This is a genomic window from Fusicatenibacter faecihominis, from assembly GCF_020686945.1.
GTDB lineage: Bacteria > Bacillota > Clostridia > Lachnospirales > Lachnospiraceae > Limivivens > Limivivens faecihominis.
This window is the reverse complement of record NZ_JAJEPR010000016.1, coordinates 23,388-47,217: the sequence shown is the minus strand read 5'-3', so window position 1 is coordinate 47,217 and position 23,830 is coordinate 23,388. Positions and strand designations below refer to the sequence as shown.

General features: G+C 47.9%; 20 protein-coding genes and 1 pseudogene. 10 read left to right on the top strand and 11 right to left on the bottom strand.

The features are described from left to right. Positions 1 to 185 precede the first annotated feature (185 nt). Positions 186 to 680, bottom strand: coding sequence for a nitroreductase family protein (locus LKD71_RS10485; RefSeq protein ID WP_227615359.1), 495 nt, complete (start codon positions 678 to 680; stop codon positions 186 to 188). 305 nt (positions 681 to 985) lie between these two features. On the opposite strand from LKD71_RS10485, the gene LKD71_RS10480 reads away from it, so the two are divergent. Beyond that, positions 986 to 1,732 (top strand): VUT family protein, encoded by a 747-nt coding sequence (locus LKD71_RS10480; protein WP_227615358.1) that lies wholly within the window; start codon positions 986 to 988, stop codon positions 1,730 to 1,732. Between the two features lie 18 nt (positions 1,733 to 1,750). Beyond that, positions 1,751 to 2,404 carry an SDR family NAD(P)-dependent oxidoreductase gene (locus LKD71_RS10475; RefSeq protein ID WP_227615357.1) on the top strand — a complete coding sequence of 218 codons (654 nt, stop codon included), beginning with the start codon at positions 1,751 to 1,753 and terminating at the stop codon, positions 2,402 to 2,404. A gap of 52 nt (positions 2,405 to 2,456) precedes the next feature. Here LKD71_RS10475 and LKD71_RS10470 read toward each other — a convergent pair whose 3' ends face one another. Together LKD71_RS10470 and LKD71_RS10465 are read right to left on the bottom strand one after the other, a co-directional pair. Further along, complete coding sequence (locus LKD71_RS10470) at positions 2,457 to 3,806, bottom strand: MATE family efflux transporter (RefSeq protein WP_227615356.1); 1,350 nt, start codon at positions 3,804 to 3,806, stop codon at positions 2,457 to 2,459. 197 nt (positions 3,807 to 4,003) lie between these two features. After that, the gene (locus LKD71_RS10465; RefSeq protein ID WP_227615355.1) at positions 4,004 to 4,252 is read right to left on the bottom strand and encodes a M28 family peptidase; all 249 of its coding nucleotides are present in this window, start codon (positions 4,250 to 4,252) and stop codon (positions 4,004 to 4,006) included. 197 nt (positions 4,253 to 4,449) lie between these two features. Between LKD71_RS10465 and LKD71_RS18350 the strand changes: the two genes are divergently transcribed. From LKD71_RS18350 to LKD71_RS10445, 5 genes are all read left to right on the top strand, one after another. Then, the gene (locus LKD71_RS18350; RefSeq protein ID WP_331466439.1) at positions 4,450 to 4,968 is read left to right on the top strand and encodes an MATE family efflux transporter; all 519 of its coding nucleotides are present in this window, start codon (positions 4,450 to 4,452) and stop codon (positions 4,966 to 4,968) included. Then, a complete protein-coding gene (locus LKD71_RS18345) occupies positions 4,949 to 5,452 on the top strand; it encodes an MATE family efflux transporter (RefSeq protein WP_331466438.1) in 504 nt (167 codons plus the stop codon). Before LKD71_RS18350 ends, LKD71_RS18345 begins: the two co-directional genes overlap by 20 nt. Positions 5,453 to 5,765: 313 nt before the next feature. Further along, positions 5,766 to 7,433, top strand: coding sequence for a glycoside hydrolase family 13 protein (locus LKD71_RS10455; protein ID WP_227615354.1), 1,668 nt, complete (start codon positions 5,766 to 5,768; stop codon positions 7,431 to 7,433). Next, complete coding sequence (locus tag LKD71_RS10450) at positions 7,430 to 8,395, top strand: helix-turn-helix domain-containing protein (RefSeq protein WP_227615353.1); 966 nt, start codon at positions 7,430 to 7,432, stop codon at positions 8,393 to 8,395. Before LKD71_RS10455 ends, LKD71_RS10450 begins: the two co-directional genes overlap by 4 nt. A 230-nt stretch (positions 8,396 to 8,625) precedes the next feature. Beyond that, a complete protein-coding gene (locus LKD71_RS10445; protein WP_227615352.1) occupies positions 8,626 to 10,296 on the top strand; it encodes a glycoside hydrolase family 13 protein in 1,671 nt (556 codons plus the stop codon). A gap of 605 nt (positions 10,297 to 10,901) precedes the next feature. On the opposite strand, the pseudogene LKD71_RS10440 reads toward LKD71_RS10445, so the two are convergent. The 8 genes and pseudogenes from LKD71_RS10440 to LKD71_RS10405 form a co-directional block, all read right to left on the bottom strand. Continuing rightward, positions 10,902 to 11,051 (bottom strand): annotated as a pseudogene (locus tag LKD71_RS10440) (carbohydrate kinase); the annotation flags it as partial. Further along, positions 11,035 to 12,399, bottom strand: coding sequence for an MFS transporter (locus LKD71_RS10435; protein WP_227615351.1), 1,365 nt, complete (start codon positions 12,397 to 12,399; stop codon positions 11,035 to 11,037). The pseudogene LKD71_RS10440 and the gene LKD71_RS10435, both read right to left, overlap by 17 nt. A 19-nt stretch (positions 12,400 to 12,418) precedes the next feature. Then, on the bottom strand, positions 12,419 to 12,811 hold the full coding sequence (locus tag LKD71_RS10430) for a VOC family protein (protein ID WP_227615350.1): 393 nt from the start codon (positions 12,809 to 12,811) through the stop codon (positions 12,419 to 12,421). A gap of 9 nt (positions 12,812 to 12,820) precedes the next feature. Continuing rightward, positions 12,821 to 13,849, bottom strand: coding sequence for a zinc-dependent alcohol dehydrogenase (locus LKD71_RS10425; protein ID WP_227615349.1), 1,029 nt, complete (start codon positions 13,847 to 13,849; stop codon positions 12,821 to 12,823). 363 nt (positions 13,850 to 14,212) lie between these two features. Beyond that, on the bottom strand, positions 14,213 to 15,292 hold the full coding sequence (locus LKD71_RS10420) for an ROK family transcriptional regulator (RefSeq protein WP_331466440.1): 1,080 nt from the start codon (positions 15,290 to 15,292) through the stop codon (positions 14,213 to 14,215). A gap of 239 nt (positions 15,293 to 15,531) precedes the next feature. Beyond that, positions 15,532 to 16,890 carry a 23S rRNA (uracil(1939)-C(5))-methyltransferase RlmD gene (rlmD, locus tag LKD71_RS10415; protein WP_227615348.1) on the bottom strand — a complete coding sequence of 453 codons (1,359 nt, stop codon included), beginning with the start codon at positions 16,888 to 16,890 and terminating at the stop codon, positions 15,532 to 15,534. Continuing rightward, a complete protein-coding gene (locus LKD71_RS10410) occupies positions 16,887 to 17,834 on the bottom strand; it encodes a 3'-5' exoribonuclease YhaM family protein (RefSeq protein ID WP_227615347.1) in 948 nt (315 codons plus the stop codon). The genes rlmD and LKD71_RS10410 overlap by 4 nt, the downstream gene beginning before the upstream one ends. Before the next feature lie 23 nt (positions 17,835 to 17,857). Further along, positions 17,858 to 19,090, bottom strand: coding sequence for a S1C family serine protease (locus tag LKD71_RS10405; RefSeq protein ID WP_227615346.1), 1,233 nt, complete (start codon positions 19,088 to 19,090; stop codon positions 17,858 to 17,860). A gap of 203 nt (positions 19,091 to 19,293) precedes the next feature. On the opposite strand from LKD71_RS10405, the gene LKD71_RS10400 reads away from it, so the two are divergent. The 3 genes from LKD71_RS10400 to LKD71_RS10390 are packed head-to-tail and all read left to right on the top strand — an operon-like array spanning position 19,294 to position 23,811. Further along, the gene (locus tag LKD71_RS10400) at positions 19,294 to 21,675 is read left to right on the top strand and encodes an endonuclease MutS2 (protein WP_227615345.1); all 2,382 of its coding nucleotides are present in this window, start codon (positions 19,294 to 19,296) and stop codon (positions 21,673 to 21,675) included. Positions 21,676 to 21,691: 16 nt separating this feature from the next. Then, entirely contained in the window at positions 21,692 to 22,396 is a 705-nt protein-coding gene (locus LKD71_RS10395; RefSeq protein ID WP_178045574.1) for a response regulator transcription factor, read from the top strand. Next, entirely contained in the window at positions 22,393 to 23,811 is a 1,419-nt protein-coding gene (locus LKD71_RS10390; protein WP_178045573.1) for a sensor histidine kinase, read from the top strand. The genes LKD71_RS10395 and LKD71_RS10390 overlap by 4 nt, the downstream gene beginning before the upstream one ends. Positions 23,812 to 23,830 lie beyond the last annotated feature (19 nt).

Here is a 23,830-nt window from a genome sequence, read left to right as displayed (position 1 = left end):
GCTGGCAGGCAAATGAAGGGCCTGGCAACACCTTTTATTTAAGACAAATCAGATCAGTCTGTAACTGTTCAGTACCTCCACAGTACAGGCAAAAATCCAATGAAACTCGCCTTTGGCGATGGGATTTTGGCATATTCATGCCAAAACATCTCGCGAAACAGTGGCTGCTGAATAGAATAGTTAAATCAATCTACATAGTGGACCCGCTCCACCTCATAGCGATCCTCCTGAGTTCGCTCCTGGGCCGGGTAGCCGCAGGGAACGAGAGCGAAGGGCTCCAGCTCCCCAGGAATATCCAGGACCTTCCGCACGTCAACCATACGGTCCTTCTGAGGTGCAATGCCCATCCAGACAGCGCCCAGCCCCAGAGAATCGGCCTCCAGCAGAAGATTTTCCACTGCGGCGCTGAGATCGATCTCGGCATACATCGGCACCTGGCAGTTCTTTCTGTAGCAGGGAACAAAGACCACCGGCGCTCCCTTGGCACAGCCTGCATAAGGACTTGCCTCGGACAGCTCCTTGATCTTCTCTTTATTGCGGACCACATAAAACTCCCAGGGTTGCTGATTGCAGGCGGAGGGCGCTGCCATCGCCGCCCGGAGCAGAGTCTCGATCTTCTCCGCCTCTACCGGCGTTTCCTGATATTTTCTGATACTTGTTCTGTGAAAAATTGCATCCATAATTTTTATCTCCTTTTCCTGTTTCCCTCAAACCCGCCATTTTGCAGAAAAAGCGCGAAATCATTGGGTCTGAGCATACCCGGATTTCACGCTTTATAAGTCGGCCTGGAAAACAATATTTTTTGTAAAGCTGTCAATCCCAGTATAATCAAAGTTTTTGTAAAAAACAATGATTTTCTTCTTTCTTTTTAATCCACTTGCCTTTTCCCCAAAAATGCGCTATATTATAAAACTGCCAACGGCAAACCGAGAAGTTCGGGCTCTAAATCCTTCTCGTAAAATAAGAAAACCAAGGAGAACAAAAAATGAATCAAGGAAAGAACCAGGGACTCCTGGCAGAGCTGAAGCTTCTGCTCCGCAGCGTGCCCTCACTCACTGTAACTGTATTTATTGTTGCCACAATTTCCATGAACCTGCTGGCGAATAAGAGTATCAATCTACCCTTTTCGTGGCTCGCTCTGGATTGTGGCATTATTGTTTCATGGATCATCTTCCTGTGCATGGACATGATCACCCGGCGTTTCGGGCCCAAAGCGGCCACGATGCTCAGCGTGGTCTCCATCGCTGTCAATCTCGGGATGTGTCTGGTCTTCTATCTCGGCAGCCTGATCCCGGGAATCTGGGGCGAATCCTATGTAGACGGGTCCGAAACAGTCATAAACACCGCCCTGAACCACACCTTCGGCGGAACCTGGTATGTGCTTCTCGGAAGCACGATCGCCTTCTTCGTTTCCGCTGTCGTAAATAACTTCGTAAACTGGTACATCGGCAGAACCATCAGGAAAGACCAGGGCTTCGCCGTCTATGCCTGCAGAACCTACATTTCCACAGGAATCGGCCAGTTTGTGGACAATCTGATTTTCGCCCTCATTGTCAGCCATAACTTCTTCGGCTGGACTCTGACACAGTGCATCATGTGTGCCTTCACCGGCGCTATTGTCGAGCTGCTCTGCGAGATCGTTTTCTCTCCCATCGGCTATCGGATTTCCAATCGCTGGAAAGAAGAGGGTGTCGGAAACGAATATCTCGCCAAGTACCCTGTAAAAGAATAATTATTGGAGGATCTGAGCATGAGAATACTGATCACGGGAACAAGTTCCGGAATTGGAAAAGGAATCGCAGAGAAGTTTTTGAGTGAAGGCCACTGTGTCACCGGCTTCGACCGCAAAGAAGCGACCATTCAGCATACGGCTTATACCCATATCCGCATGGATATCCGTGACAAAGCACACTTTCCGGCATTAGAGCCATTTGATATTGTCATCAACAACGCCGGCGTGCAAAACGAAGAAGATATCGATGTAAACTTAAAAGGAACCATCGCGATCACAGAAACCTACGCTATCCATCCCGGCATCCGCGCAGTTCTCATGATCGGCTCTGCCAGCGGCCACAACGGCTCCGAATTTCCGGAATATGTAGCCAGCAAGGGCGGCGTCCTCTCCTACGCCAAAAACGTCGCCCTTCGCATCGCCAGATACGGCGCTACCTGCAACAGCCTGGATTTCGGCGGTGTCCTGACCGAACTGAACAAACCGGTCATGGAAGACAAAGCTCTCTGGAACCAGATTATGGATGTAACCCCTTTAAAGCGCTGGATGACTGTCGAAGAAACGGCTGACTGGGCCTATTTCATGACCGTGACCAACCGCTTCTGCACCGGCCAGAATATCCTCATAGACGGCCTCGAAGCCGGGAACGCACATTTCGTGTGGCCGGAGTAATATTTTAAGGGACGGAGTTTTTAGCCAAAACTTCGCCCCTCATTTTTTATTTTCAATGCGTCAGGTCCTTCACCCATTTATATTTCCGGAAATGGTGGAGTACCCAGGGCAGTTTTCCTACTTCATCCACGCAGGTGCATGCATACACGACGACCACCGGCCAGTGGAAATAGTAGGTTCCGGCGGCGGCCAGCGGGATGGCGATGCACCACATGCAGACGGCAAGACTGTACATGTCAAACAGAGTATCGCCGCCAGCGCCGAAAATTCCATTGATTGTCACATCATTGATTGCACGGCCGATCATGTAGAAAGCAATCACGCCAAACATCCCTTTGAGATAACCGGAGGCCTCGGGCGTCAGCTTTACAAAATGCAGAATGACCGGCGCTGCCAGACACATGAGAAGCGCTACCGCAATTCCGCACACACAGGAAATTTTCATCAGGCGGATGCCATATTTTTTCCCCTGCTCCAGATTGCCTGCTCCGAGCTCATTTCCCACCATAATACCGGTCGCGCCGGAAATTCCTCCGCTCAGACAGCAAACCACATCTCTTACGACCGCTGCAACGGAATTGGCCGCTGCAGCATCCGCTCCCAAATGGCCCATAAAAGAAGAATAGGAAGTGAAACCGATTCCCCAGAACAGGCTGGCGCCCAGAAGCGGCATTCCGCATTTGTAAAAATCTCTGGAAAGCTGTTTATTTCTGTAAAACAGGAACTTCATCTGAGGATGAATATAGCCCTTCCGATAAGAAATGATCACGGAAACCGCCAGCTCTATGCACCGCGAAATGAGCGTTGCCAGAGCCGCACCGCGTACCCCCATCGAAGGAATCCCGAAAGCCCCATAAATAAATACCGCATTCAGCACAATATTGATGCAGACAGTCGCGGAACTGACCGCTGCCGTTGTCTTCGCGTGCTCGCTGACCTTCATAATGATCAGATAGCACTGAGAAATTCCGGTCAGCAGATAAGAAAAGCCCGCGATCCGAAGATAGCTGACTCCATGCTCGATCAGCACACTTTCATTGGTAAAAATCAGCATCAGATATTTTCCGGCGAACACGCAGGCCGCAAAAAATACCACTGATACCAGCCCGCACAGGCGCAGAGCCATGCAGAAAATTTCATCCAGCGTTTTGATATCGCCTTTTCCCCAATACTGCGCTCCCAGAATCCCGAGACTCGCGGTTGCTGCCGCCAGAAACATATTCTGGATGAACTGGATCTGGGTTGCCAGCGAAACGGCAGACATATAGTTCTGATTCATTCCCCCAAGCATAAACGCATCTGCTACCGCCACCAGTGCCAGCATCAGATTCTGCAGGACGATGGGAATCATCAGACCCCAGAGTTTCTGATAGAATGCTTTGTCATACGTTCTTTTCTTCATTTTTTTCTCTGTTCCTCCTTATTTCTCAGCAATGAGATACGCTGCGATTTCTTTACACTCAGAATAGACTGCAAATGATAAGATGTCAACCGGTTAATTTCCATTGAAAGAAATGCTGCTGGCGCTCTTTTCCATGAAAAAACCAGATAAGACAACACGGTCTTATCTGGTTCATGATCTGAATCGGAAAATTCCTTTTATGCTTCTTTTCTTTTACGGAAAAGATACTCATCCAGCTGCTTCTTAACATCCCGAAGACCATAATTGCGCTCTTTGTCTTTCATGTACTCCATGATCCCAAGCAGTCCTGCACAGCCGCTCATATTATCATAAGCACCATGTGAAAGAGAAGTTGTATCATAGTGTGCGGTCAACACGATCCATTCCTCTTTTGTTCCACTTGCATGGACAAAATCCGTGTTGTCAAAAATCTGCTGTAAATCCATTTTCCCAATACTCCTTTTCTTATTATTTTTTGCGTTTTTATTATCCCGTTTGGCTGAATTATACCAAAAGCATGCAAAATGTCAATGTCAGATCGGTATCGACAGATGTATGGATCAAAAGGATTGTTTTTATAGAATGAAAATGTTATGATAGGTTATACATGAGCATAAAAATAAAAGATTTGAGGTTAAACATCTTGGAAAGTAATTTAACAAAAGGGCCGATTCTTAAGTCCCTGATAAAGCTGGCGATCCCGATCATGGCATCGTCATTCCTTGCAACATTGTATAATATCACAGATATGGCATGGATCGGACTGCTGGGATCAAAGGCCGTGGCCGGTGTCGGTGTCGGCGGCATGTTTACCTGGCTTTCTCAGGGGCTGTCTTCCATTGCCAGAATGGGCGGACAGGTGCAGGTAGCCCAGTGTATCGGACGGGGTGACAAAGAAAGCGCCCATAAATATGCCCAGACAGCTATGCAGTTATCCTTATATATGGGACTGCTTTTTGCCGTTTTCTCTCTGGTCTTTGTACACCAGATGGTAGGCTTTTTCAATCTGACCGATGTGGAAGCTTATGATGCTGCCATTTCCTACACACGGATTGCCTATGGTCTGATCGTCTTTTCCTTTATGACCATGACGCTGACTCAGCGGTGCAGCGATCGCAACCGTTACCGCCCAGTTCATTGTTATGAGTATTATGGTGCTTGACATCATCTGGCAGAAAAAAGAAAATGTGCTGAAAGGTATCCATCTGATCGGCAGAATGTCCGGAAAATATCTGAGCGGGATCTGCAAGATCGGTATCTGGGGATTACTGATCACTCTGATCTTTATCTTTACACCAATCCCGATCGCCACGATCTTCTTCCACGAACCTTCTGCCATTGCAACTGCTGTCAGCTATCTGGTTATCATCGGATTCAGCGAAGCCTTTCTGTGCATCGAGCTTACTACCATCGGTGCCATATCCGGACTTGGCAAAACAAATCTGTGCAGCATCATCAGCATCCTCTTTACAAGTGCAAGAATCCCGCTGGCTATGATCCTTGGAAATACTTCTATGGGTCTGAACGGTATCTGGTGGGCATTTTCTTCCACTACTATTATAAAAGGAATTATTTTCACCGGAACCTTCTTCTGGATCATAAAAAAATGTCCCAAAAACATGAATCCCCCTTCCTCTCAGGCCTGAGAGGTGTGGGGTGTTTTTTTTGCAGATACTTTTCTGACAGCTGCTTCATCATAAAGCGGACATTCGTGCTCCGCGCACTTGACGCGGCGAAATTCTTATTCTGCTTTCAATAAGTCAAAATACCGTAAGTTTCTGTCATATTAGCAGTAGATTTTTTCCTCTGCCACAGTTATAGTAGGAGATAACAAAGCAAAATGATTCCGTCAGTTTTTTGCGAAATCAACCGAAAAAAATACATTTCAGAGTCAGAATAGTGTTACCTGTGGTCACTTTTCCGGCTCAAATGACAACAACCATACAGGAGGAAAAAACGATGGCAGAAGAAAAAAAAGCATGGTGGAAAGAAGCCGTTATTTATCAGATTTATCCGCGCAGCTTCGCGGACAGCAACGGTGACGGCATTGGTGATCTGAATGGTATCACCGCACATCTTGATTACCTGGAGACGCTCGGGATCGATGTGATCTGGCTTTCTCCAGTTTACAAATCACCGAACGATGACAACGGCTACGATATTTCCGATTACCGTGATATCATGGATGATTTCGGTACTATGGAAGATTTCGACCGTCTGCTTGCAGAGGCACACCGTCATCATATCAAAATTGTCATGGATCTTGTCGTTAACCATACCTCTGATGAGCATGCATGGTTTATCGAAAGCCGCAGTTCCAAAGACAACCCTTATCGTGATTACTACATCTGGAAAGACCCGAAGAATGGAAAAGAGCCGAACAACTGGGGTGCCTGCTTCGGCGGTTCCGCATGGGAATTTGACGAACGTACCGGCATGTACTATCTGCACTGCTTTTCCAAAAAACAGCCTGATCTGAACTGGGAAAACCCGAAAGTCCGTGATGAAGTCTTTGATATGATGAACTGGTGGTGCGAGAAGGGAATTGACGGCTTCCGCATGGATGTCATCAGCATGATCTCCAAGGATCAGTCCTTCCCGGACGGAACGGTCGAAGACGGATTATATGGCAATTTTTCCCCATATGTATGCAACGGTCCGCGTGTCCACGAATTTCTCCAGGAAATGAACAGTCGCGTACTCTCCCATTACGATCTGCTCACCGTCGGTGAGGCCGCCGGCGTTACCATCGAAGAAGCCCAGAAATATGCGAACAATGAAGGAACCGAGCTTGGAATGGTATTCCAGTTTGAGCATGTGGATCTCGTAAGAGGCCCGATTGGGAAATGGACGGATCAGAAACCGAAGCTGGCTGACTTCCGCCATATTATGAACAAATGGCAGTATGAGCTGGAAGGCAAGGCATGGAACAGCCTTTTCCTCGATAACCACGATCAGCCGCGTGCTGTCTCTCGTTTTGCAAACGACTCTGAAAAATACCGCGTTGTTTCTGCAAAAATGCTCGCCACCTGCCTGCACATGCTCAAGGGTACACCTTATATTTACCAGGGCGAAGAGCTCGGTATGACAAACGTTTACTTTGACAAGCTGGAGGACTACCGTGACATTGAGAGTATCAATGCTTTCCATCAGTATGTGGACAACGGACTGGTAAAAGCAGAGGATATGATGCGTTATCTCAAAGAGATCAGCCGTGACAATGCCCGTACTCCGATGCAGTGGGACGATTCCAAAAATGCAGGCTTTACAGACGGTACCCCGTGGATCAACGTAAACCCGAACTATAAAGAGATCAATGCCAAGGCCGCCCTCGCCGATCCGGATTCTGTTTTCCATTATTATCAGGAGCTGATCCGTCTACGCCACACGCTTCCGATCATCGTTTACGGAAAATTCCAGGGACTTCTCGAGGACAGCGAAACCATCTATGCTTACAAGCGTATTCTTGACGGACAGGTACTGACCGTTGCCTGCAACTTTACCGATCAGGAACAGGACTGTGTTCTTTGCGAAGATCCGACTGCCGAAGAGCTGATCTCCAATTACAAAGGACATAAAGCTGGAAAACTGCAGCCGTACGAGGCACGCGTCATTCTTCATAAATGAAGACAGAGACGCCATATAACCGGCTTCCTTCTTTCTTAAAAGAAGCAAGGCAGCATGGAAGCTTCCGTTTTCCATGTGCATTTTATCAGGCGGTGCGTGAGACTAATCCGCCTGTTTTTCCATTTACGGTCAAACATCACTGGCATGAACCCATCGAGATCATCTATCTTGAGCAAGACTCTTATCAGGTTGATATCAATATGACACTGACTCATCTCAAAAGCCCATGCTTTTGTTTTATCAACAGCGGAGAACTGCATGCACTTACCTCTGATTCTGATCAGTATCGGGAACAGGCAGTCGTCTTCTCTCCCGATCTGCTCACATTCGCCGCTCCAGACCCGGCACAGGAACAGTTTCTGCTTCCGTTATCAGAACACAAGCTTTCCTTTCCGTCTTTTCTCGGACCTGAGCACCCGGCTTTTTCGGAAATACAACAGGAATTTTTTCGGATCCGCTCGATCTTCTTTCGGGAAAACCGGATCTGTCTGGACCAGTTTACAACCGAAAATCCTGTTTCACAATTGCGGATCAAGGCTGCGCTTTTGAATATTCTCGGAATTCTTGCAGAACATGCTCAGCTTGCCTCAAATGAACCGGTACGCAATCCGCGCGTGGAACTTCTTAAGACTGTGATCAGTCACATCCGCCAAAACTACCAGCATCCGCTTTCTCTTGGAGAACTGGCTGCACTTGCCGGAATGAATGAGCAGTACTTTTGTCGTTTTTTCAAAAAATCACTCGGCAAAACACCCGTTTCCTATATCAACGACTTCCGTATCCGCCATGCGGCAACATTACTGCATACGACCGAACTACAGGTCACGGAGGTCTGTCTGGAAAGCGGGTTCAATAATCTCGGGCATTTTATGAAGGAATTCAAAAAGGCGACCGGATTTACCCCTCTTCAGTTCCGCAGGCAAAATATAGAGGAAACTTTTTCCGAAAATAAACACTTATGATATGAGTGTCAAAAGGTCTTTTGACACTCATTTGATACCCGGATTGCTACACAGCTACGCTGCTCCCGCAATCCTCCAAATATTCGAAATCCGCTGATTTACTGCGTAAATCGCTACTTTCTCATATTTGGCGTGTCCCAAGTTCAAAAGCCTTATCATGCAAGCATGAACGGCTTTTTGACCTTTTGACACTGGTATCACACTTATTAAATAATGAAAGGTATTTTACTATGCAAAAAAAATGGTGGCACACAAAAACAGCCTATCAGATCTACCCGAAAAGCTTCTGTGATTCTAACGGAGACGGCATCGGTGATCTTCCGGGCATTATCAGCAAACTCGATTACCTCAAAGACCTCGGCATCGACATTATCTGGCTCTCTCCAATCTACTGCTCACCGCTCGCAGATCAGGGCTATGATATTTCTGATTATTACAACATCGACCCGCGCTTCGGCACAATGGATGACATGGACCGTCTGATCGCCGAAGCAAAAAAACGCGATATGTATATCCTAATGGATCTCGTCGTCAATCACTGCTCCGATGAGCACGAATGGTTCAAAAAAGCCTGCGAGGATCCGGATGGCGAGTACGGAAAATATTTTTACATTGAAGACTGTCCGGACGGAAAACTGCCATGCAACTGGCGTTCTTACTTCGGCGGCAGTGTCTGGGAACCGCTCCCGGGTCATCCGGACAAATACTATCTGCACATGTTCCACAAAAAGCAACCGGATCTGAACTGGGAAAATCCGAAGCTGCGCGAGGAAATCTATAAAATGATCAACTGGTGGCTGGATAAGGGACTTGCCGGCTTCCGTATCGATGCGATCATCAACATCAAAAAGGCGCTTCCGTGGCGGGATTATCCGGCGAACCGTGCAGACGGCATGTGCAGCCCGGGTGAAATGCTCAAGCACGCAGTCGGTGTCGGCGAATTTCTGGGAGAAATGCGTGACCGTACTTTCCTTCCACACAGTGCATTTACTGCCGGCGAGGTCTTTAATGAAAAACCGGAGGAGCTTCCGGATTTCATCGGTGACAACGGATATTTCTCAACGATGTTCGATTTCAATGAGGCCATCTTCGGCGGCAGTGAGAAGGGCTGGTATGACCAGACTCCAATCACCCCGAATGACTACCGCAGCTGTTGCTTCGCCAGCCAGAAAAAGATCGGCGATATCGGCATGCTCTCCAATATCATCGAAAATCATGATGAGCCGCGCGGCGTTTCCCGCTATATCCCGGAGGGTGAATGTACTCTCACCGCCCAAAAACTGCTTGCCACAATGAATGTCATGCTCCGCGGCCTTCCGTTTATCTATCAGGGCCAGGAGATCGGTATGGAAAATGTAGAATTCCAGTCGATCAGCGAAGTGGACGATATTTCAACACTCGACGAGTACCAGGTAGCTTTAGATGCCGGTCTGACACCAGACGCTGCCCTGAAGGCGGTAAACCGTGTCAGCCGTGATAATGCCCGGACTCCGTTCCAGTGGGATGCTTCCGCGAATGCAGGTTTTACAACCGGCACTCCATGGCTGAAGGTAAACCGCAATTACACAAAGATCAATCTGGAAAGTCAGAAAAATGATCCGGATTCCGTTTATCAGTACTACCGCCGCCTGCTTGCGCTGCGTAAGGATCCGGCTTATAGCAAAACTGTCGTATACGGCGATCTGCTTCCTGTCTTTGAGGATCAGGACCGTGTCATGGCATACTACCGGAAATCCGCAGACCAGACGCTGCTCGTGATCGGCAACTACAAAACACAGCCGCAGACCCTGACGCTTCCGTCAAAGATCAAAAATATCGTGCTGAACAATCTTCCGCAGCTTAAGACAGATGAAAATGAGATTACACTGGAAGGATATCAGGCAGTCGTTCTGGAGGTATGATCTGAAACAACTACGATTCTTATCTCGTGTGTCACAAACTTGTTGTTTTCTATCTGATGATGTCAGGATTCCTTGAAATGATGTTGGGGTCAAAAGGTCTTTTTCCCCCAACCGATGCCTACGAGCTGCTCCGCTGCAAAGCAGCTCACGCAATTCTACATCATGGAATCCTGGCTATTACACAAACAACGGGCTGAACAGCAAGAAATAATGCCATTCAGCCCGTCACATGATCTATTTGTTTTCTATAAATCTGCGATTCTATCATCCATCTGAAAGATTTACACAGAATCATTTACACCACCAATTTCTCGGCCGATCCATTGATCAATGGTATAAGTACAATTGTATCCTCAACCTGCTTATAGTTCTTTGCCATAAATCTGTATATGGTTCTGTAACAATGTAAAGCGGACGTTCGCAATCCGCTTCGCTACTTGCTCATGAACGCAGTCGCTTCGCGATCTATCAGTGGGAGCTTTCAACTCCCACTGACATAAGCATCTCCCCTCACCCGCCGCTTAGTGCTCCGCGCACTTGAAGCGGGGGAATGCTTATCTGCGTTCAATATGCACTTGCCCAGATAGAAACTATCACTGCTGACAATACCCAAAGTGGCTTGCAACGGTTAGAAGATTTGCCGGAGCACCGCCGGGATTCTGTTCGAACAATTTCCTCCCATCCTGACTGTGTCCTGCTTCCGTAAAATCAATCAACAATTCACTCAATGCCACGATATCAACTTTTTCTTCCATTTTTCAGTTCCTCCACAATCTCGTTATAACGTTTTTTATTTAACCGATAGAAAAATAATACAACCGCAGTCACAATCCACAGTACACCTGGAATCGTCGTAAATGCATGTTTCATAATTGAAAGTACAATTGCATTTTGTGTCTGATTTGCAATATAACCATATTTTCCAAGTAATCCTGCTAAAAGTGCTGTTCCAACTGCCATTCCGATTTTATTTCCAAGTGAAATAAATGCATACTGAAAACCGTCATTTCTAAGTCCGGTTTTCCACTCTCCATATTCCACACAGTCTGGAATAATTGCATAGATTGCGGTATTAAATCCAGAGAAAAAAAACTGTGTGAGACCAGATAATGCATAAAAAATAGCCGGTGATTCTTTGGCATTGAAGAAAAACATAGACAACATGGAAATTCCTGTAAATAAAGCAAAGAGAGATGCTGTTCTTCCTTTGTTATTCAGCTTGCGGAATAATGGTTGAAAACAAGCTGCCCCGATGATAGAAGGAATAATGATGCACATCGAATAAGTTGTGTAGTAGGAGACATTCCCTTCCACATATGTAAAGTAATACAGAATATCTGCGTTTCTACCATACAATGTAAATCCAAATAATATCTGTCCTGCCAATGCAAGAAGATATGGCCTGTTCTGCATGACTGCTTTCAACTGTATCTTTACAGAAATTTTTTCTTTTTCCGGAGTAATCACTGCCTCTTTCGTCTTCGCAAAGCAGAAGAAATGACAGGCTGTAAAAATACATCCATATATGACCGCAACCGTCAGATATCCTGTCTTTGCACTATGACTGCCAAATTTGCTGAGCAGTGGAACTGTGATAATATTTAACACACCAATCGCAATCATCGCTGCAACCGAACGGGATGTATTTATTTTTGCACGTTCATCAATATCCTGTGTCATAGCACCACACAAGGTTCCATATGGAATATTCACACAGGTATACCCCAAAACCAGCAGACAATATGTAATTACCATATAAATGATCTTTCCATTCTGCGGCCAGTCGGGTCTTGCCCAGAATGTCATAACAAGAAGAATCGCTGTAATTGGTGCCGCTACTAACAGCCATGGACGGTACCGTCCCCATCTCGATTTTGTTTTATCCGTAAGTCCCCCGACGATTGGATCATTGATTGCATCCCAGAATCTTGAAAAAAGCATAAGTGCTGACACAGCCGCCATACTGATTCCGAACACGTCTGTATAAAATATCATCAGAAAATTACTGACGAACATCCAGCTGAAATTACATCCAACATCACCAAACCCATATGCAATCTTACTGATCAGCGGTACTTTTCCATTTTTGTTTTCGCTTCCCATATGTCCCTTCCTATTTTTATCAGAGTTTCTGACAGAACTCTATTCTTTCCTCATTTGGTCCCTTAATCATAAAAAACTTCACACCATTTTCCCAAAATGGTAGTTCTTCGATTCCGTCTGTAATAATTGTGTATTTTTCATTGCAGATTTTCTGATACATACTTTCAATGTCTTCCACATCAAGTGCAACATGTTGGTATGCGCCGTCTGACATTGCCGCCTGTCCATTTTCAAAAGTCTCTATACAGTAATTTTTTATCTGTAAAAATGCCACTTTTTCCCCTGCTTTTTCATTATAAGACTGCATAATCACTTCAAATCCAAGACCCTTATAAAACTCAACTGTTTTCTGTAAATCGTTTGTCGGAAGCCCGACATGGGCAACTCCGACAATTCCATATTTATTTTCCATACGAACTCCTTACTTTTCACTGACGTTGATAATTACTTTCATCGTTGTCTCGCGGTTATCATCAATATACTGGTATGCCTTCAGATAATCTTTAAAAGCAAATGTCTTTGAGATGAGCGGTTTCAAATGAACTTTGCCCTCATTTACCAATCTGATTCCATCTATGTAATCATCATGGCGGTACATCATCGTGCTCTTAATGTCAAGTTCGTGGTCATTTGCCACCGCAAGATCTACTTCTGCCATTCCTGCAAAAACAGCCACCAGTACAATCGTGCTTCCTTTTCTTGCATATTTAATTGCCTGTCCCATTGTGATATTGTTTCCGGCACAGTCGTAGATCACATCCGCTTTGTCCGGTCCAAATGCTTCGAGCATTGCCGCACTGAAGTCTTTATTTTTGGTATTCACACACACATCAATTCCACATTCTTTTGCCTTTGCCAGTCTAAGATCACTGATATCTGTGATCATCACTTTCGCTGCCCCCATTCCTTTTGCTGCCTGTGCCACGAGATTTCCAATCGGTCCTGCTCCAAGGACTGCAATATTCATGCCAGCCACATCACCCATCTGTTTTACACCATGAACTGCCACAGCAAGAGGTTCGATCATAGCTCCTTCTTCATAGGACATATCTTCTGGAATAGGTGTTACTTTAGATGCATCCACTGCAAAATACTCAGATGCTGTTCCTGTCGTCTGAAATCCCATTACTTTTAATTCCTCACAGAGATTATACTTTCCATGACGACATGGATAGCAATGCCCACAATATACCTGAGGCTCTATCGTCACCTTCTGTCCCACATGAAACTCTGTGACATTTTTTCCAAGTTCTGTAATCTCACCGGAAACCTCATGTCCCTGTGTTACCGGATATTTTGTAAACGGATGTTTTCCATGATAAACATGAATATCTGATCCACAAACACCAATATTCATAATCTTTACCAACACCTGATTTTCCTTTACCTCCGGAACTGGAACCTCTCTGAAAATAATTTCTCCTGGATTTGTCATTACCTGCTGTAACATAATTGTTTCCTCCTTTTCTATGTTGTTTTATTTTATGTTTTATAAAATGTTTTATTAAAGCAATTATATTATTACCATACAAACACAATTTGTCAATATGTTTTTTCATATTTTTATATATTTCATAATTTCAAAACATATTTTTTGTATATTTTTCACAATTAACACGCAAAAAAAACGGAAAGAAAACCGTAGTTACAGTTTTCTTTCCGTTTTTTACTATAATATCTTTTTTTAATTTTACACAACTTCTCGTTTTTCACACATATCAAGCCGAACGTCCGCATTCGCTTTGCAATCTGTCAGTGGGAGCTGTACCGTACGGAATTTTCAGTTCAGAAAATTCCTACCTGTGAACAGTTACTACAATTCTACTATATGTTTTGTAAAAAAGTATTTCGCGGCTCCAACAGCTGACGCTTCTTTCTTATACGAACAATTTTTCAAGTATGAAACATCGTGCTCAAAGCCATTATATGCCATCACTTTTTCTCCCAGTGATATCATATAATCTGACAATACACCTCCCACATCACCTCCTAGTATGATATCCATATCATATGCCATCCGCAGATTTGATATCAAAACAGCAAGATGATCCAGATACTCATTCCATGTCTGCAAAATTTTTTCATTACCACTTTCAATTTTTTCCATAAATGCATCCAGTGACTGCCTGTTATCTTGTGTCAGTACACTTGCAGCACAATATGCATCTGCACATCCTGATTTACCACAATAACACTTTCTTCCACCGGGAACGAGTATCATGTGACCAAACTCCCCTGCTTTCTGGTTTTGCCCTCGAAACAGCTTTCCATCTATGCAGAATGCACCTCCTAAGGTGTGGTTCAAAGACAGATATATCGCATTTGGATACTTTTGCTTTTTTTCTGCAAGCATTGCAGCATTAGCATCGTTTTCAAAATATACTGGAATTTCCAGCGCCTGCTCTAAAAAGCGCAGACTATAATTCTCTATACCTAAAGCATGGGATTTTAAAACAATCCGTTCTTTCTGATCAATAATTCCTGGAATCGCCACTCCAATCCCAAGCAGCGTGTCCTTCGCTACTTCGCCTTCAAGAAAAGTTTTGACCTTTTGTGCCACCTCTGTACAATAAGATAATTCAGCCGTAAATTTTAAACGGATGCGATCTTTTTTTATAATCTCATCTCCAAAATTTACTAATACCATTTCTATATGATTCGCTGTAATCAAAATTCCCATTGCATGACAGTATGACTTATTAATCCCTATACTTTTTGCCTTCCTTCCACCGGTTGAAGCATATTCCCCAGTTTCTTTCAACACCCTTTTTTCTAACAAGTCATTCACATTTGCTAACACAGTCGGCATACTCAAGTTTAACTCTTTTGCGATTCCCGCCTTGGATGTAACATGATTGTTTAGCACATAATTAATTATTTTTTTTCTTGTTATATTTTTTTTATCTTTATTTTCCGTTTTCTTACCCTCTTTTATTAAATATATTATAAAAGAATTATATGCTTTTTTATTCTTCTTGTAAAGTAACGTTTTATAATAAATCTCCGACAGAATTTATCTTATAAACAGCAAAAAACTCCCGAAGGAGCTTTCCACGCTTTAGATATACACCAATTCTTTTAACACAATCTCTTCTGCAATATTACGAATACCATTTACCAATCAGCCAGCTTTTATCCTGGTTTGGACAATAAAACACAAGTCTCCACATGCACCGTCTGCGGAAACATATCCGCTGGGCAGACTCTCTTGAGTTCATACCCGTTATCGCACAAATACCTCAGATCCCTCGCCAGCGTCGCGCTGTCGCAGCTGACGTAAACAATCCTCTCAGGCTGCATTTTGACCATGGTAGAGAGGAGGGTTTCGTCGCAGCCTTTGCGGGGTGGGTCGACGACGATGACATCGGCGCGGACGCCTTCTTTTTCGTATTTTTCAGGGAGGACTTCTTCGGCTTTGCCGACGTAGAACTCGGTGTTGGTAAAGCCGTTTAAGGAGGCATTTCGACGGGCGTCTTCGATGGCGTCGGGGATGATCTCCACGCCGTAGACTTTTCTGGCTTTCCGGGCCAGGAAGAGGGAGATCGTGCCGATACCGCAGTAGAGGTCCCAGACCGTCTCCTCGCCGGTAAGGCCGGCGTATTCCAGGGCTTTTCCGTAAAGACGCTCGGTCTGGACCGGGTTCACCTGGAAAAAGGATAACGGGGAGATCTGGTATTTGACCTCTCCGATATAGTCCTCGATGTAGGGGCGGCCCCAGAGATTGATGACTTCTCTTCCGAGGATCACGTTTGTCTTTTCCTTATTTACATTGAGGGAAATGCTGGTCATGCCCGGAATGATTTTCAGAGAATCCACAAGAGCCTCCTCTCCCGGGATTTTCCGGCCGTTGATGACGAGACAGACCATGATCTCCCCGGTACGGAAACCGCAGCGGATCAGGCTGTGGCGCATGAGGCCTTTTCCGGTGGCTTCATTGTAGGGTTCCACATGGAAAGCGTTCATCCAGGCAAGGATTTTTTCCAGAATCTCCTCGTTGACTTCTTTTCCCAGATGGCAGCTCGTATTCTCGATGATGCTGTGGGTCCGACCGGCGTAAAAGCCGGTGATGATTTTCCCGTCCCGGTTTTTTCCAAAGGGGAACTGGGCCTTGTTCCGATAATGAAAAGGATCCTCCATGCCGATGATGGACTCCATGGGGATCTCCTCAAATTTGCCGATCCGTTTGAGGTTGCTCTCGACTTTTCTGGTCTTGAAGGCCAGCTGGGCCTCGTAGCTCATGGCCTGGATCTGGCAGCCGCCGCACTGGCGGGCCACCGGGCAGAGGGGCTCCACCCGGTCAGGGGAGGGGGTCAACACCTCCATGAGACGGGCGAAACCGTAGGTCTTTTTCAGTTTCATGATCTTGGCCCGAACCCGGTCGCCGATGACCGCGTCCTTGATAAAGAAGGTCATTCCTTCAAATTTTCCGATGCCGGTGCCTTCTTCGCTGAGATCTTCTATGGTAACTTCGATCAGATCATCTTTTTTCAAAATTCTGTGGTCCTCCTCACGTTGGAGTCTACAAAGCGGTTATAGCCCAGCCACTCGTCGGTAGTAGCGGAGCCCGTCAGAATCTCGCGGAAGGTCTCCATCCGCGCGTCCGTGTTGTCCGCAAAATTCAGGGCTGCTGCCTCTGCGAGAGCCGGTTTCTTCGGGGAACCGTATTCCAGCTCGCCGTGATGAGCCACGATGCAGTGCTTGAGCTCGCTGGCCAGACGTTTCGGGAAATCCGGAATCCGACGAATCCCCAGGCCCACAAGCTCCACACCGATCACGATATGGCCCAGAAGCTGGCCGTCGTCGGTGTAATCGTTGGCCGGAAAGGCGGAAAGTTCCTTGGTTTTTCCAATGTCATGAAACATGGCCGCCGTGATGAGGAGGTCTCTATTCAGGAAATCATATTGGTCCGCATAGAAATCGCAGAGTTTTACCACGCTTAAGGTGTGCTCCAGAAGGCCGCCTACAAAGCCGTGGTGAACGCTTTTTGCCGCGGAATGTTTTTTGAAAAGACGGATGAAGGCCTCATTTTCCACGAAAAAGCTCTCCGCCAGCTTCAGAAGGTACGGATTTTTGACTTTTCTCATATATTTCAGGAGCTCTTCGTACATCTCGTCGATGTCCTTGCGGCTCATGGGAAGATAATCCGCCGGATCGTACTCTCCCTCCTCCGCCCGGGTGGCGCGTTTGATGGAAAGCTGCAGGGAACCCTGGAAGCTCGTCACATCGCCCACCACATAGACATAGTCCAGAGCGTCAAAATCGCCGATTCCCGGTGAACCCGGATCCCAGATCTTGGCGTCCAGCGTGCCCGTCTTATCCTGCAGGATCACGTTTTCGTAGGATTTTCCGCTCTTGGTCAGGGCTGACTGTCTGGATTTGCAGAGATAAATATCTCCCAGCTTCTCGCCTTCCCTCAATGTTTCAATATACTTCATTCTTTTTCCTCGTCTTTCTATATTCAACGTTTTGCCAGTGTAATATTTACCTTTGTCTCTTTGTACTCGCTCTTCCCTTTCCGCCAAAGGCTCACGGAAATGGTGTCTCCCGGCTTCCTGTCCCGTAGGATGGCCATATAGTCCTGCATGGATTCCACCTCGCTGCCGTCAAGGGACGTAATCACATCGGTGGCCTGAATGCCGTTTTCCATGGCAGGGGAACCTTCCTCCACCTGCATGACGATGACGCCCTTCGGCATATTTAGCTCCTTCGAGAGCGCATCCGTCACGTCTTTCCCGAGGATGCCAAAATAAGGCAGGCTCGTCCGGCTCGCCAGCGCATTGACCAGACCGCCGATCTCGGAGATTCCCACGCCATTTAAGGTGGAAGAATCGGCATTTTTTGTATCCGGTCCCAGAATGCCCACGACCTGTCCGTCAAGGTTCATGAGGATACCGCCGTTCTCGTTTTTTCCGATGATATCCGTATTGATCCGCTGATAGCTGCCGTCGCAGAGATAGAGATAGGGCTGGGCCGTCACCATGCCAAAGGAGACATATCCCGCGCTCAGGGCAATGATGGGATCGCCGATCTTCGTCTCGCCGGAATCCGCAAACTCCGCCGCCTCCACATAGGCCGCCGTCGTCTCGCCAAGCTCTCTCGAAAAAACCTTTACCACAGCCAGATCCGAGATCTCATCTGAAGCCTGGAGCCAGCCGTCCGCAATAGAGCCGTCCTCAAAAGTCACTTTGATGCTGTCCGCGTCGGAAATGGTATTTTTCTCCGTGAGAATCAGAAGCGTCCCTTCCGTCTTGCTGATGATAACGCCCGCCGTGCTGCTGTGGCTCTCGCTGACATCGTTAAAAAGATCCAGCTCGCTGGTGACGCCGGTGACAGTGACGATGGAGCGCTTCGTCTCGTCGGCGATCTCCGCCATCTCCGTATAAAATTGCTCATAATCATTCAGATCCGGTTTCTGGGCCGCCGCCTCCTCAAGAGGCGCTGCCGTTTCCCGCTCCGTCGCGGCGGTTTCGCTCTCTGTCTCGCCGCCCACAACGACCATTTTATCCTTTTCCTTCATATAATGCAATGCAAAAGGCTGAAGAAACGCAAAAGTTCCGCCGGCGGAAACGCCGAAAATCACGGTGACCGCCACGCCGCGCACCGTCCGCCGGAAACTTTTTCTCCGGTAAAAAGGCTTTTTTCTGATCTGTTCCTGAATAAAAGAATCTTTTTTCTTTTCGTCTTCTGACATCCTTACAACTCCTTCGTCAAAAGTTAGCGCAGTTTTGGAAAATAGTTTATCAGAAAGATATGAACATTTTATGAATTTCTTCTTTGCAATCCGTGGAATATAGGATAGAATGGAGGGGCAAAGAATAACGCACCCCGCCCACTGTTCCGGGCGTGCCTGCAGCGAATCCTGGATCGCTGTATCTTTAAGAACGGAGATTTATCATGAACGAAAAAGCATTACGCACACTGGAATATACAAAAATCATCGAACGGCTCACGGAGCTGGCAGGTTCTTCCATCGGAAAAGAGCTCTGCCGGAACTTAAAGCCCTCTTCCAACCTTGCCGAGATCGAGGCTGCCCAGAAGCAGACCTCTGACGCCTTAAGCCGGATTTATCAGAGAGGAAGCATCTCCTTTTCCGGCGTTCAGGACGTCCGCGGTTCCCTGAAACGCCTGGAGATCGGCGGTTCCCTAAGCGCCCTGGAACTCCTTCGGATCGCCAAGCTTCTCGAGACTACCTCCCGGGTAAAATCCTTTGGCCGGCTGGAAAATTCCGACCGGGAAAAAGACTCCCTGGACGATATGTTTGACGGCCTCCAGCCCCTTGCGAACCTCTACAACGAGATCTACCGCTGTATCCTTTCCGAGGATGAGATCGCCGACGACGCAAGCCCGGCTCTCGCCAAGATCCGCCGCTCCATCCGCCAGACCAACGACCGGGTTCACACCCAGCTGGCTTCCCTGGTGAACGGCTCTTCCAGAACTTACCTTCAAGACGCCGTAATCACGATGAGAAACGGCCGCTACTGCGTTCCTGTCAAATCGGAGTACAAGGGACAGGTTCCCGGCATGATCCACGACCAGTCTTCCACAGGTTCCACCCTTTTCATCGAGCCCATGGCCATCGTAAAACTCAATAATGAGCTTCGCGAACTGGAGCTTCAGGAGCAGAAAGCCATCGAGGCGGTTCTTGCCGAACTTAGCAATATGGCCGCTGCGGAAAATGAAAACATCGCCGATAACTTCCGGATCCTGACCCAACTGGATTTCATTTTTGCCCGGGCCATGCTCAGCAAATCCTACAACGGAACCGAGCCGATCTTCAATGAAAAAGGCCACATCAACATCAAAAAAGGCCGCCATCCCCTGCTGGACAAGAAAAGCGTGGTTCCCATCGATATCTGGCTCGGAAAGGATTTCCGCCTTCTGGTCATCACCGGACCGAACACCGGAGGTAAGACCGTTTCCCTGAAAACTGTCGGCCTTTTCACCCTGATGGGCCAGGCAGGTCTTCACATTCCGGCCTTCGACCACTCGGAGCTTTCCGTTTTCGACGAGGTTTTCGCCGATATCGGAGACGAGCAGAGCATCGAGCAGTCCTTGAGTACCTTCTCTTCCCATATGACCCATACGGTTTCTATTTTAAAAGAGGCAACCAACCGTTCCCTCGTGCTCTTCGATGAGCTGGGTGCAGGTACGGACCCGACAGAGGGAGCAGCCCTCGCCATCGCCATCTTGAACGAGCTTCACAGCCGCGGCACCTGCACGATGGCCACGACCCATTACAGCGAGCTGAAGGTCTTCGCCCTCACGACTCCCGGTGTGGAAAACGGCTGCTGCGAGTTCAGCGTGGAGACCCTTCGTCCCACCTACCGCCTCCTGATCGGCGTTCCCGGAAAAAGTAACGCCTTCGCGATTTCCGGCAAGCTCGGCCTTCCGGAACACATCATCGAGGACGCCAGGAGCCGTATCAGCGAGCAGGATGAGAGCTTCGAGGATCTCTTAAGCGACCTGGAGCACAGCCGCATCACCATCGAAAAAGAGCAGGAAGAACTGGCCCGCTACAAGGCAGAGGCCGCTTCACTCAAGGCTCAGCTGGAGAAGAAACAGGAGCGCCTCGATTCCGCCAAAGAGCGGATTCTGGCCGAGGCCAACGAGAAGGCCCACACCATCCTCCGGGAAGCCAAGGAATACGCAGACGAGACAATCAAGAATTTCAACAAATACGGCAAGGCCGCCGGCGTCTCCATCAGCGATATGGAACGCGAGCGTACCCGTCTCCGTGAAAAAATGAACGCCGCCGAGAAAAATATGGCGAAAAAGACCCCGGCCAAAGTCAAAAAGGCCGTCGATCCCAAAGCGCTCCGCGTGGGTGACAGTGTGAAGGTCTTAAGCCTGAATCTCAAGGGAACCGTCAGCACCCTGCCGGATGCCAAAGGAAACCTTTTCGTACAGATGGGTATCCTCCGCTCCCAGGTCAACCTGCGGGATATCGAGCCCATCGACGAGCCTGTGATCACCGCTTCCAACTTCAACCGCACAGGAAGCGGAAAAATCAAGATGGCAAAGTCTTCTTCCGTCGGCATCGAGCTGAACCTTCTGGGAAAAACCTCCGACGAGGCGATTTCCGAGCTGGATAAGTATCTGGACGACGCCTACATTGCCCACCTTCCCTCTGTGCGGATCGTTCACGGAAAAGGCACCGGTGCCCTCCGGAAAGCCGTACACAACTATCTCCGCCGCTGCAAGATCGTGGATGAGTACCATCTGGGCGAGTTTGGCGAGGGAGACGCAGGCGTTACCATCGTAACCTTCAAGAAGTAAAGCGAGGTGCAGGAAAATGGCAGCAAAACAGAAAATCATGATTGTGGACGATGACAGCAATATCGCAGAGCTCATCTCCCTATATCTCACCAAAGAATGTTTCGACACCCGGATCGTTGGCGACGGCGAGGCGGCTCTTCGGAGCTTCGACTCCTTCGCCCCGAACCTGATCCTTCTCGACCTGATGCTTCCCGGCATGGACGGCTACCAGGTCTGTCGGGAAATCCGCCAGCGCTCCAACGTCCCCATCATCATGCTTTCCGCCAAGGGCGAGATTTTCGACAAGGTCCTGGGACTGGAGCTGGGTGCGGACGATTATATGATCAAACCCTTTGATTCCAAGGAGCTGGTAGCCCGGGTCAAGGCGGTGCTCCGCCGTTTCCAGCCGGACAAAAACGGCGCGGACAAACCGAAAGGAAAGATCGTGGAGTACCCGGATCTCATCGTCAACCAGACCAACTATTCCGTAATCTACCGCGGCAAGACCGTGGATATGCCTCCAAAGGAGCTGGAGCTTCTCTATTTCCTCGCAGCCTCTCCCAATCAGGTTTTCACCCGGGAGCAGCTGCTGGATCACATCTGGGGCTATGAATACATGGGCGATACCCGGACGGTGGACGTTCACATCAAGCGCCTCCGTGAAAAAATCAAAGACCACGAGGACTGGGCCATCTCCACTGTCTGGGGCATCGGCTACAAATTTGAGGTGAAACATCCATGAAAAAACGCCTCCGCGTGAAATTTGCAGTCCTTTACGGCCTGTTTGCCCTCTTAAGCTTCATCGCTGTCTCCACCTTTACGATGTCTCTCACGAGAAAATATGAGACAAAAAAGGTGGCGGACAGCCTTTATCAGGATGCCAGCCGCATCGCCTCCGCCTCCCTGATCCAGTCCTACACGAAATCCTCAAGCTCCCGGAAGGATCTCTACAACTTCCTTTCCGCCGCGGCAGCTTATCAGAATTCCACCATCTGGCTCATGGACACCAGCGGAAATATCCTCATCAACACCTCTCTTCCTTTTGAGGAGAGCGAGGACCCGGAGAAACTTCCGGAGATGGATCCCGGAGAATTTACGGGGAGCTACTATCAGATTGGGACCTTTTTCGACTATTATTCCAAAGACGTTTTGAGTGTGGTCAGCCCTGTCACCTCCGGCGATGCCGTGAAAGGCTACATCGTCATTCACTGCTATCTCTCGAAGATCGAGCGGGAGTGCAATTCCGTCCTGAATATTTCCTATTTCACGCTTCTGGTGATTTTAGGCCTCTCCCTGATTCCGGTCTTCGGCTTCTGGCGTCTCATCAGCCGCCCCTTAGACCGGCTCATCTACGCTGCCGGAAAATATGCCGCCGGAAACCTCGATTATACCTTCATCAAAGAGCCCACTGACGAGCTTGAATACATCGGAGCCAGCCTCCAGTATCTGGCCGGCCGGGCCGGAAAGGGTGGAGAATCCCAGAGAAAATTTATCTCCAACATTTCCCACGATTTCCGCTCGCCCCTGACCTCCATCAAAGGCTATGTGGAGGCGATTCTCGACGGAACGATTCCTGTGGAAATCCAGGATCGGTACCTCCATATCGTCCTCTCGGAGACGGAACGCCTGGAAAAACTCACGAAAGGTCTTCTGACTCTGAACACCTTCGACGATAACGGCTATCTCATGGAGATGAGCGATTTTGACATCAACGAAGTCATCCGCAGGACGCTGGAAACTTTCGAGGGCCGCTGCAATGAACGCGGCATCCGTTTTTCCCTGCTTTTCGACGAGGCGAGCCTTCCAGTCCACGCGGATATGGAAAAAATCCAGCAAGTGCTCTATAACCTCATCGACAACGCGGTGAAATTCAGCAGAGACGATTCCGTGATCTACATTGAGACCCTGCAGAAACGAGAAAAAATCTTCGTCTCTGTCAAGGACACCGGCCTTGGAATCCCCCAGGACTCCCTCCCGAAGATCTGGGAACGTTTCTATAAGACGGACCTCTCCCGCGGAAAAGACAAGAAAGGCACAGGCCTCGGCCTTGCCATCGTAAAAGAGATCATCCAGGCCCACGGCGAAAATATCAACGTTGTGAGCACCGAAGGAGTAGGCACTGAGTTTACCTTCACACTGCAGAGCGCAGGAAAATAAAAAACGGCAGAAAACAGAT

What these genes read in the sequence shown, in the direction of transcription:
- LKD71_RS10485 (WP_227615359.1), bottom strand. Translation starts at nt 680, where the DNA reads ATGGATGCAATTTTTCACAGAACAAGTATCAGAAAATATCAGGAAACG.
- LKD71_RS10480 (WP_227615358.1), top strand. Translation starts at nt 986, where the DNA reads ATGAATCAAGGAAAGAACCAGGGACTCCTGGCAGAGCTGAAGCTTCTG.
- LKD71_RS10475 (WP_227615357.1), top strand. Translation starts at nt 1,751, where the DNA reads ATGAGAATACTGATCACGGGAACAAGTTCCGGAATTGGAAAAGGAATC.
- LKD71_RS10470 (WP_227615356.1), bottom strand. Translation starts at nt 3,806, where the DNA reads ATGAAGAAAAGAACGTATGACAAAGCATTCTATCAGAAACTCTGGGGT.
- LKD71_RS10465 (WP_227615355.1), bottom strand. Translation starts at nt 4,252, where the DNA reads ATGGATTTACAGCAGATTTTTGACAACACGGATTTTGTCCATGCAAGT.
- LKD71_RS18345 (WP_331466438.1), top strand. Translation starts at nt 4,949, where the DNA reads ATGAGTATTATGGTGCTTGACATCATCTGGCAGAAAAAAGAAAATGTG.
- LKD71_RS10455 (WP_227615354.1), top strand. Translation starts at nt 5,766, where the DNA reads ATGGCAGAAGAAAAAAAAGCATGGTGGAAAGAAGCCGTTATTTATCAG.
- LKD71_RS10450 (WP_227615353.1), top strand. Translation starts at nt 7,430, where the DNA reads ATGAAGACAGAGACGCCATATAACCGGCTTCCTTCTTTCTTAAAAGAA.
- LKD71_RS10445 (WP_227615352.1), top strand. Translation starts at nt 8,626, where the DNA reads ATGCAAAAAAAATGGTGGCACACAAAAACAGCCTATCAGATCTACCCG.
- LKD71_RS10435 (WP_227615351.1), bottom strand. Translation starts at nt 12,399, where the DNA reads ATGGGAAGCGAAAACAAAAATGGAAAAGTACCGCTGATCAGTAAGATT.
- LKD71_RS10430 (WP_227615350.1), bottom strand. Translation starts at nt 12,811, where the DNA reads ATGGAAAATAAATATGGAATTGTCGGAGTTGCCCATGTCGGGCTTCCG.
- LKD71_RS10425 (WP_227615349.1), bottom strand. Translation starts at nt 13,849, where the DNA reads ATGTTACAGCAGGTAATGACAAATCCAGGAGAAATTATTTTCAGAGAG.
- LKD71_RS10410 (WP_227615347.1), bottom strand. Translation starts at nt 17,834, where the DNA reads ATGAAGTATATTGAAACATTGAGGGAAGGCGAGAAGCTGGGAGATATT.
- LKD71_RS10405 (WP_227615346.1), bottom strand. Translation starts at nt 19,090, where the DNA reads ATGTCAGAAGACGAAAAGAAAAAAGATTCTTTTATTCAGGAACAGATC.
- LKD71_RS10400 (WP_227615345.1), top strand. Translation starts at nt 19,294, where the DNA reads ATGAACGAAAAAGCATTACGCACACTGGAATATACAAAAATCATCGAA.
- LKD71_RS10395 (WP_178045574.1), top strand. Translation starts at nt 21,692, where the DNA reads ATGGCAGCAAAACAGAAAATCATGATTGTGGACGATGACAGCAATATC.
- LKD71_RS10390 (WP_178045573.1), top strand. Translation starts at nt 22,393, where the DNA reads ATGAAAAAACGCCTCCGCGTGAAATTTGCAGTCCTTTACGGCCTGTTT.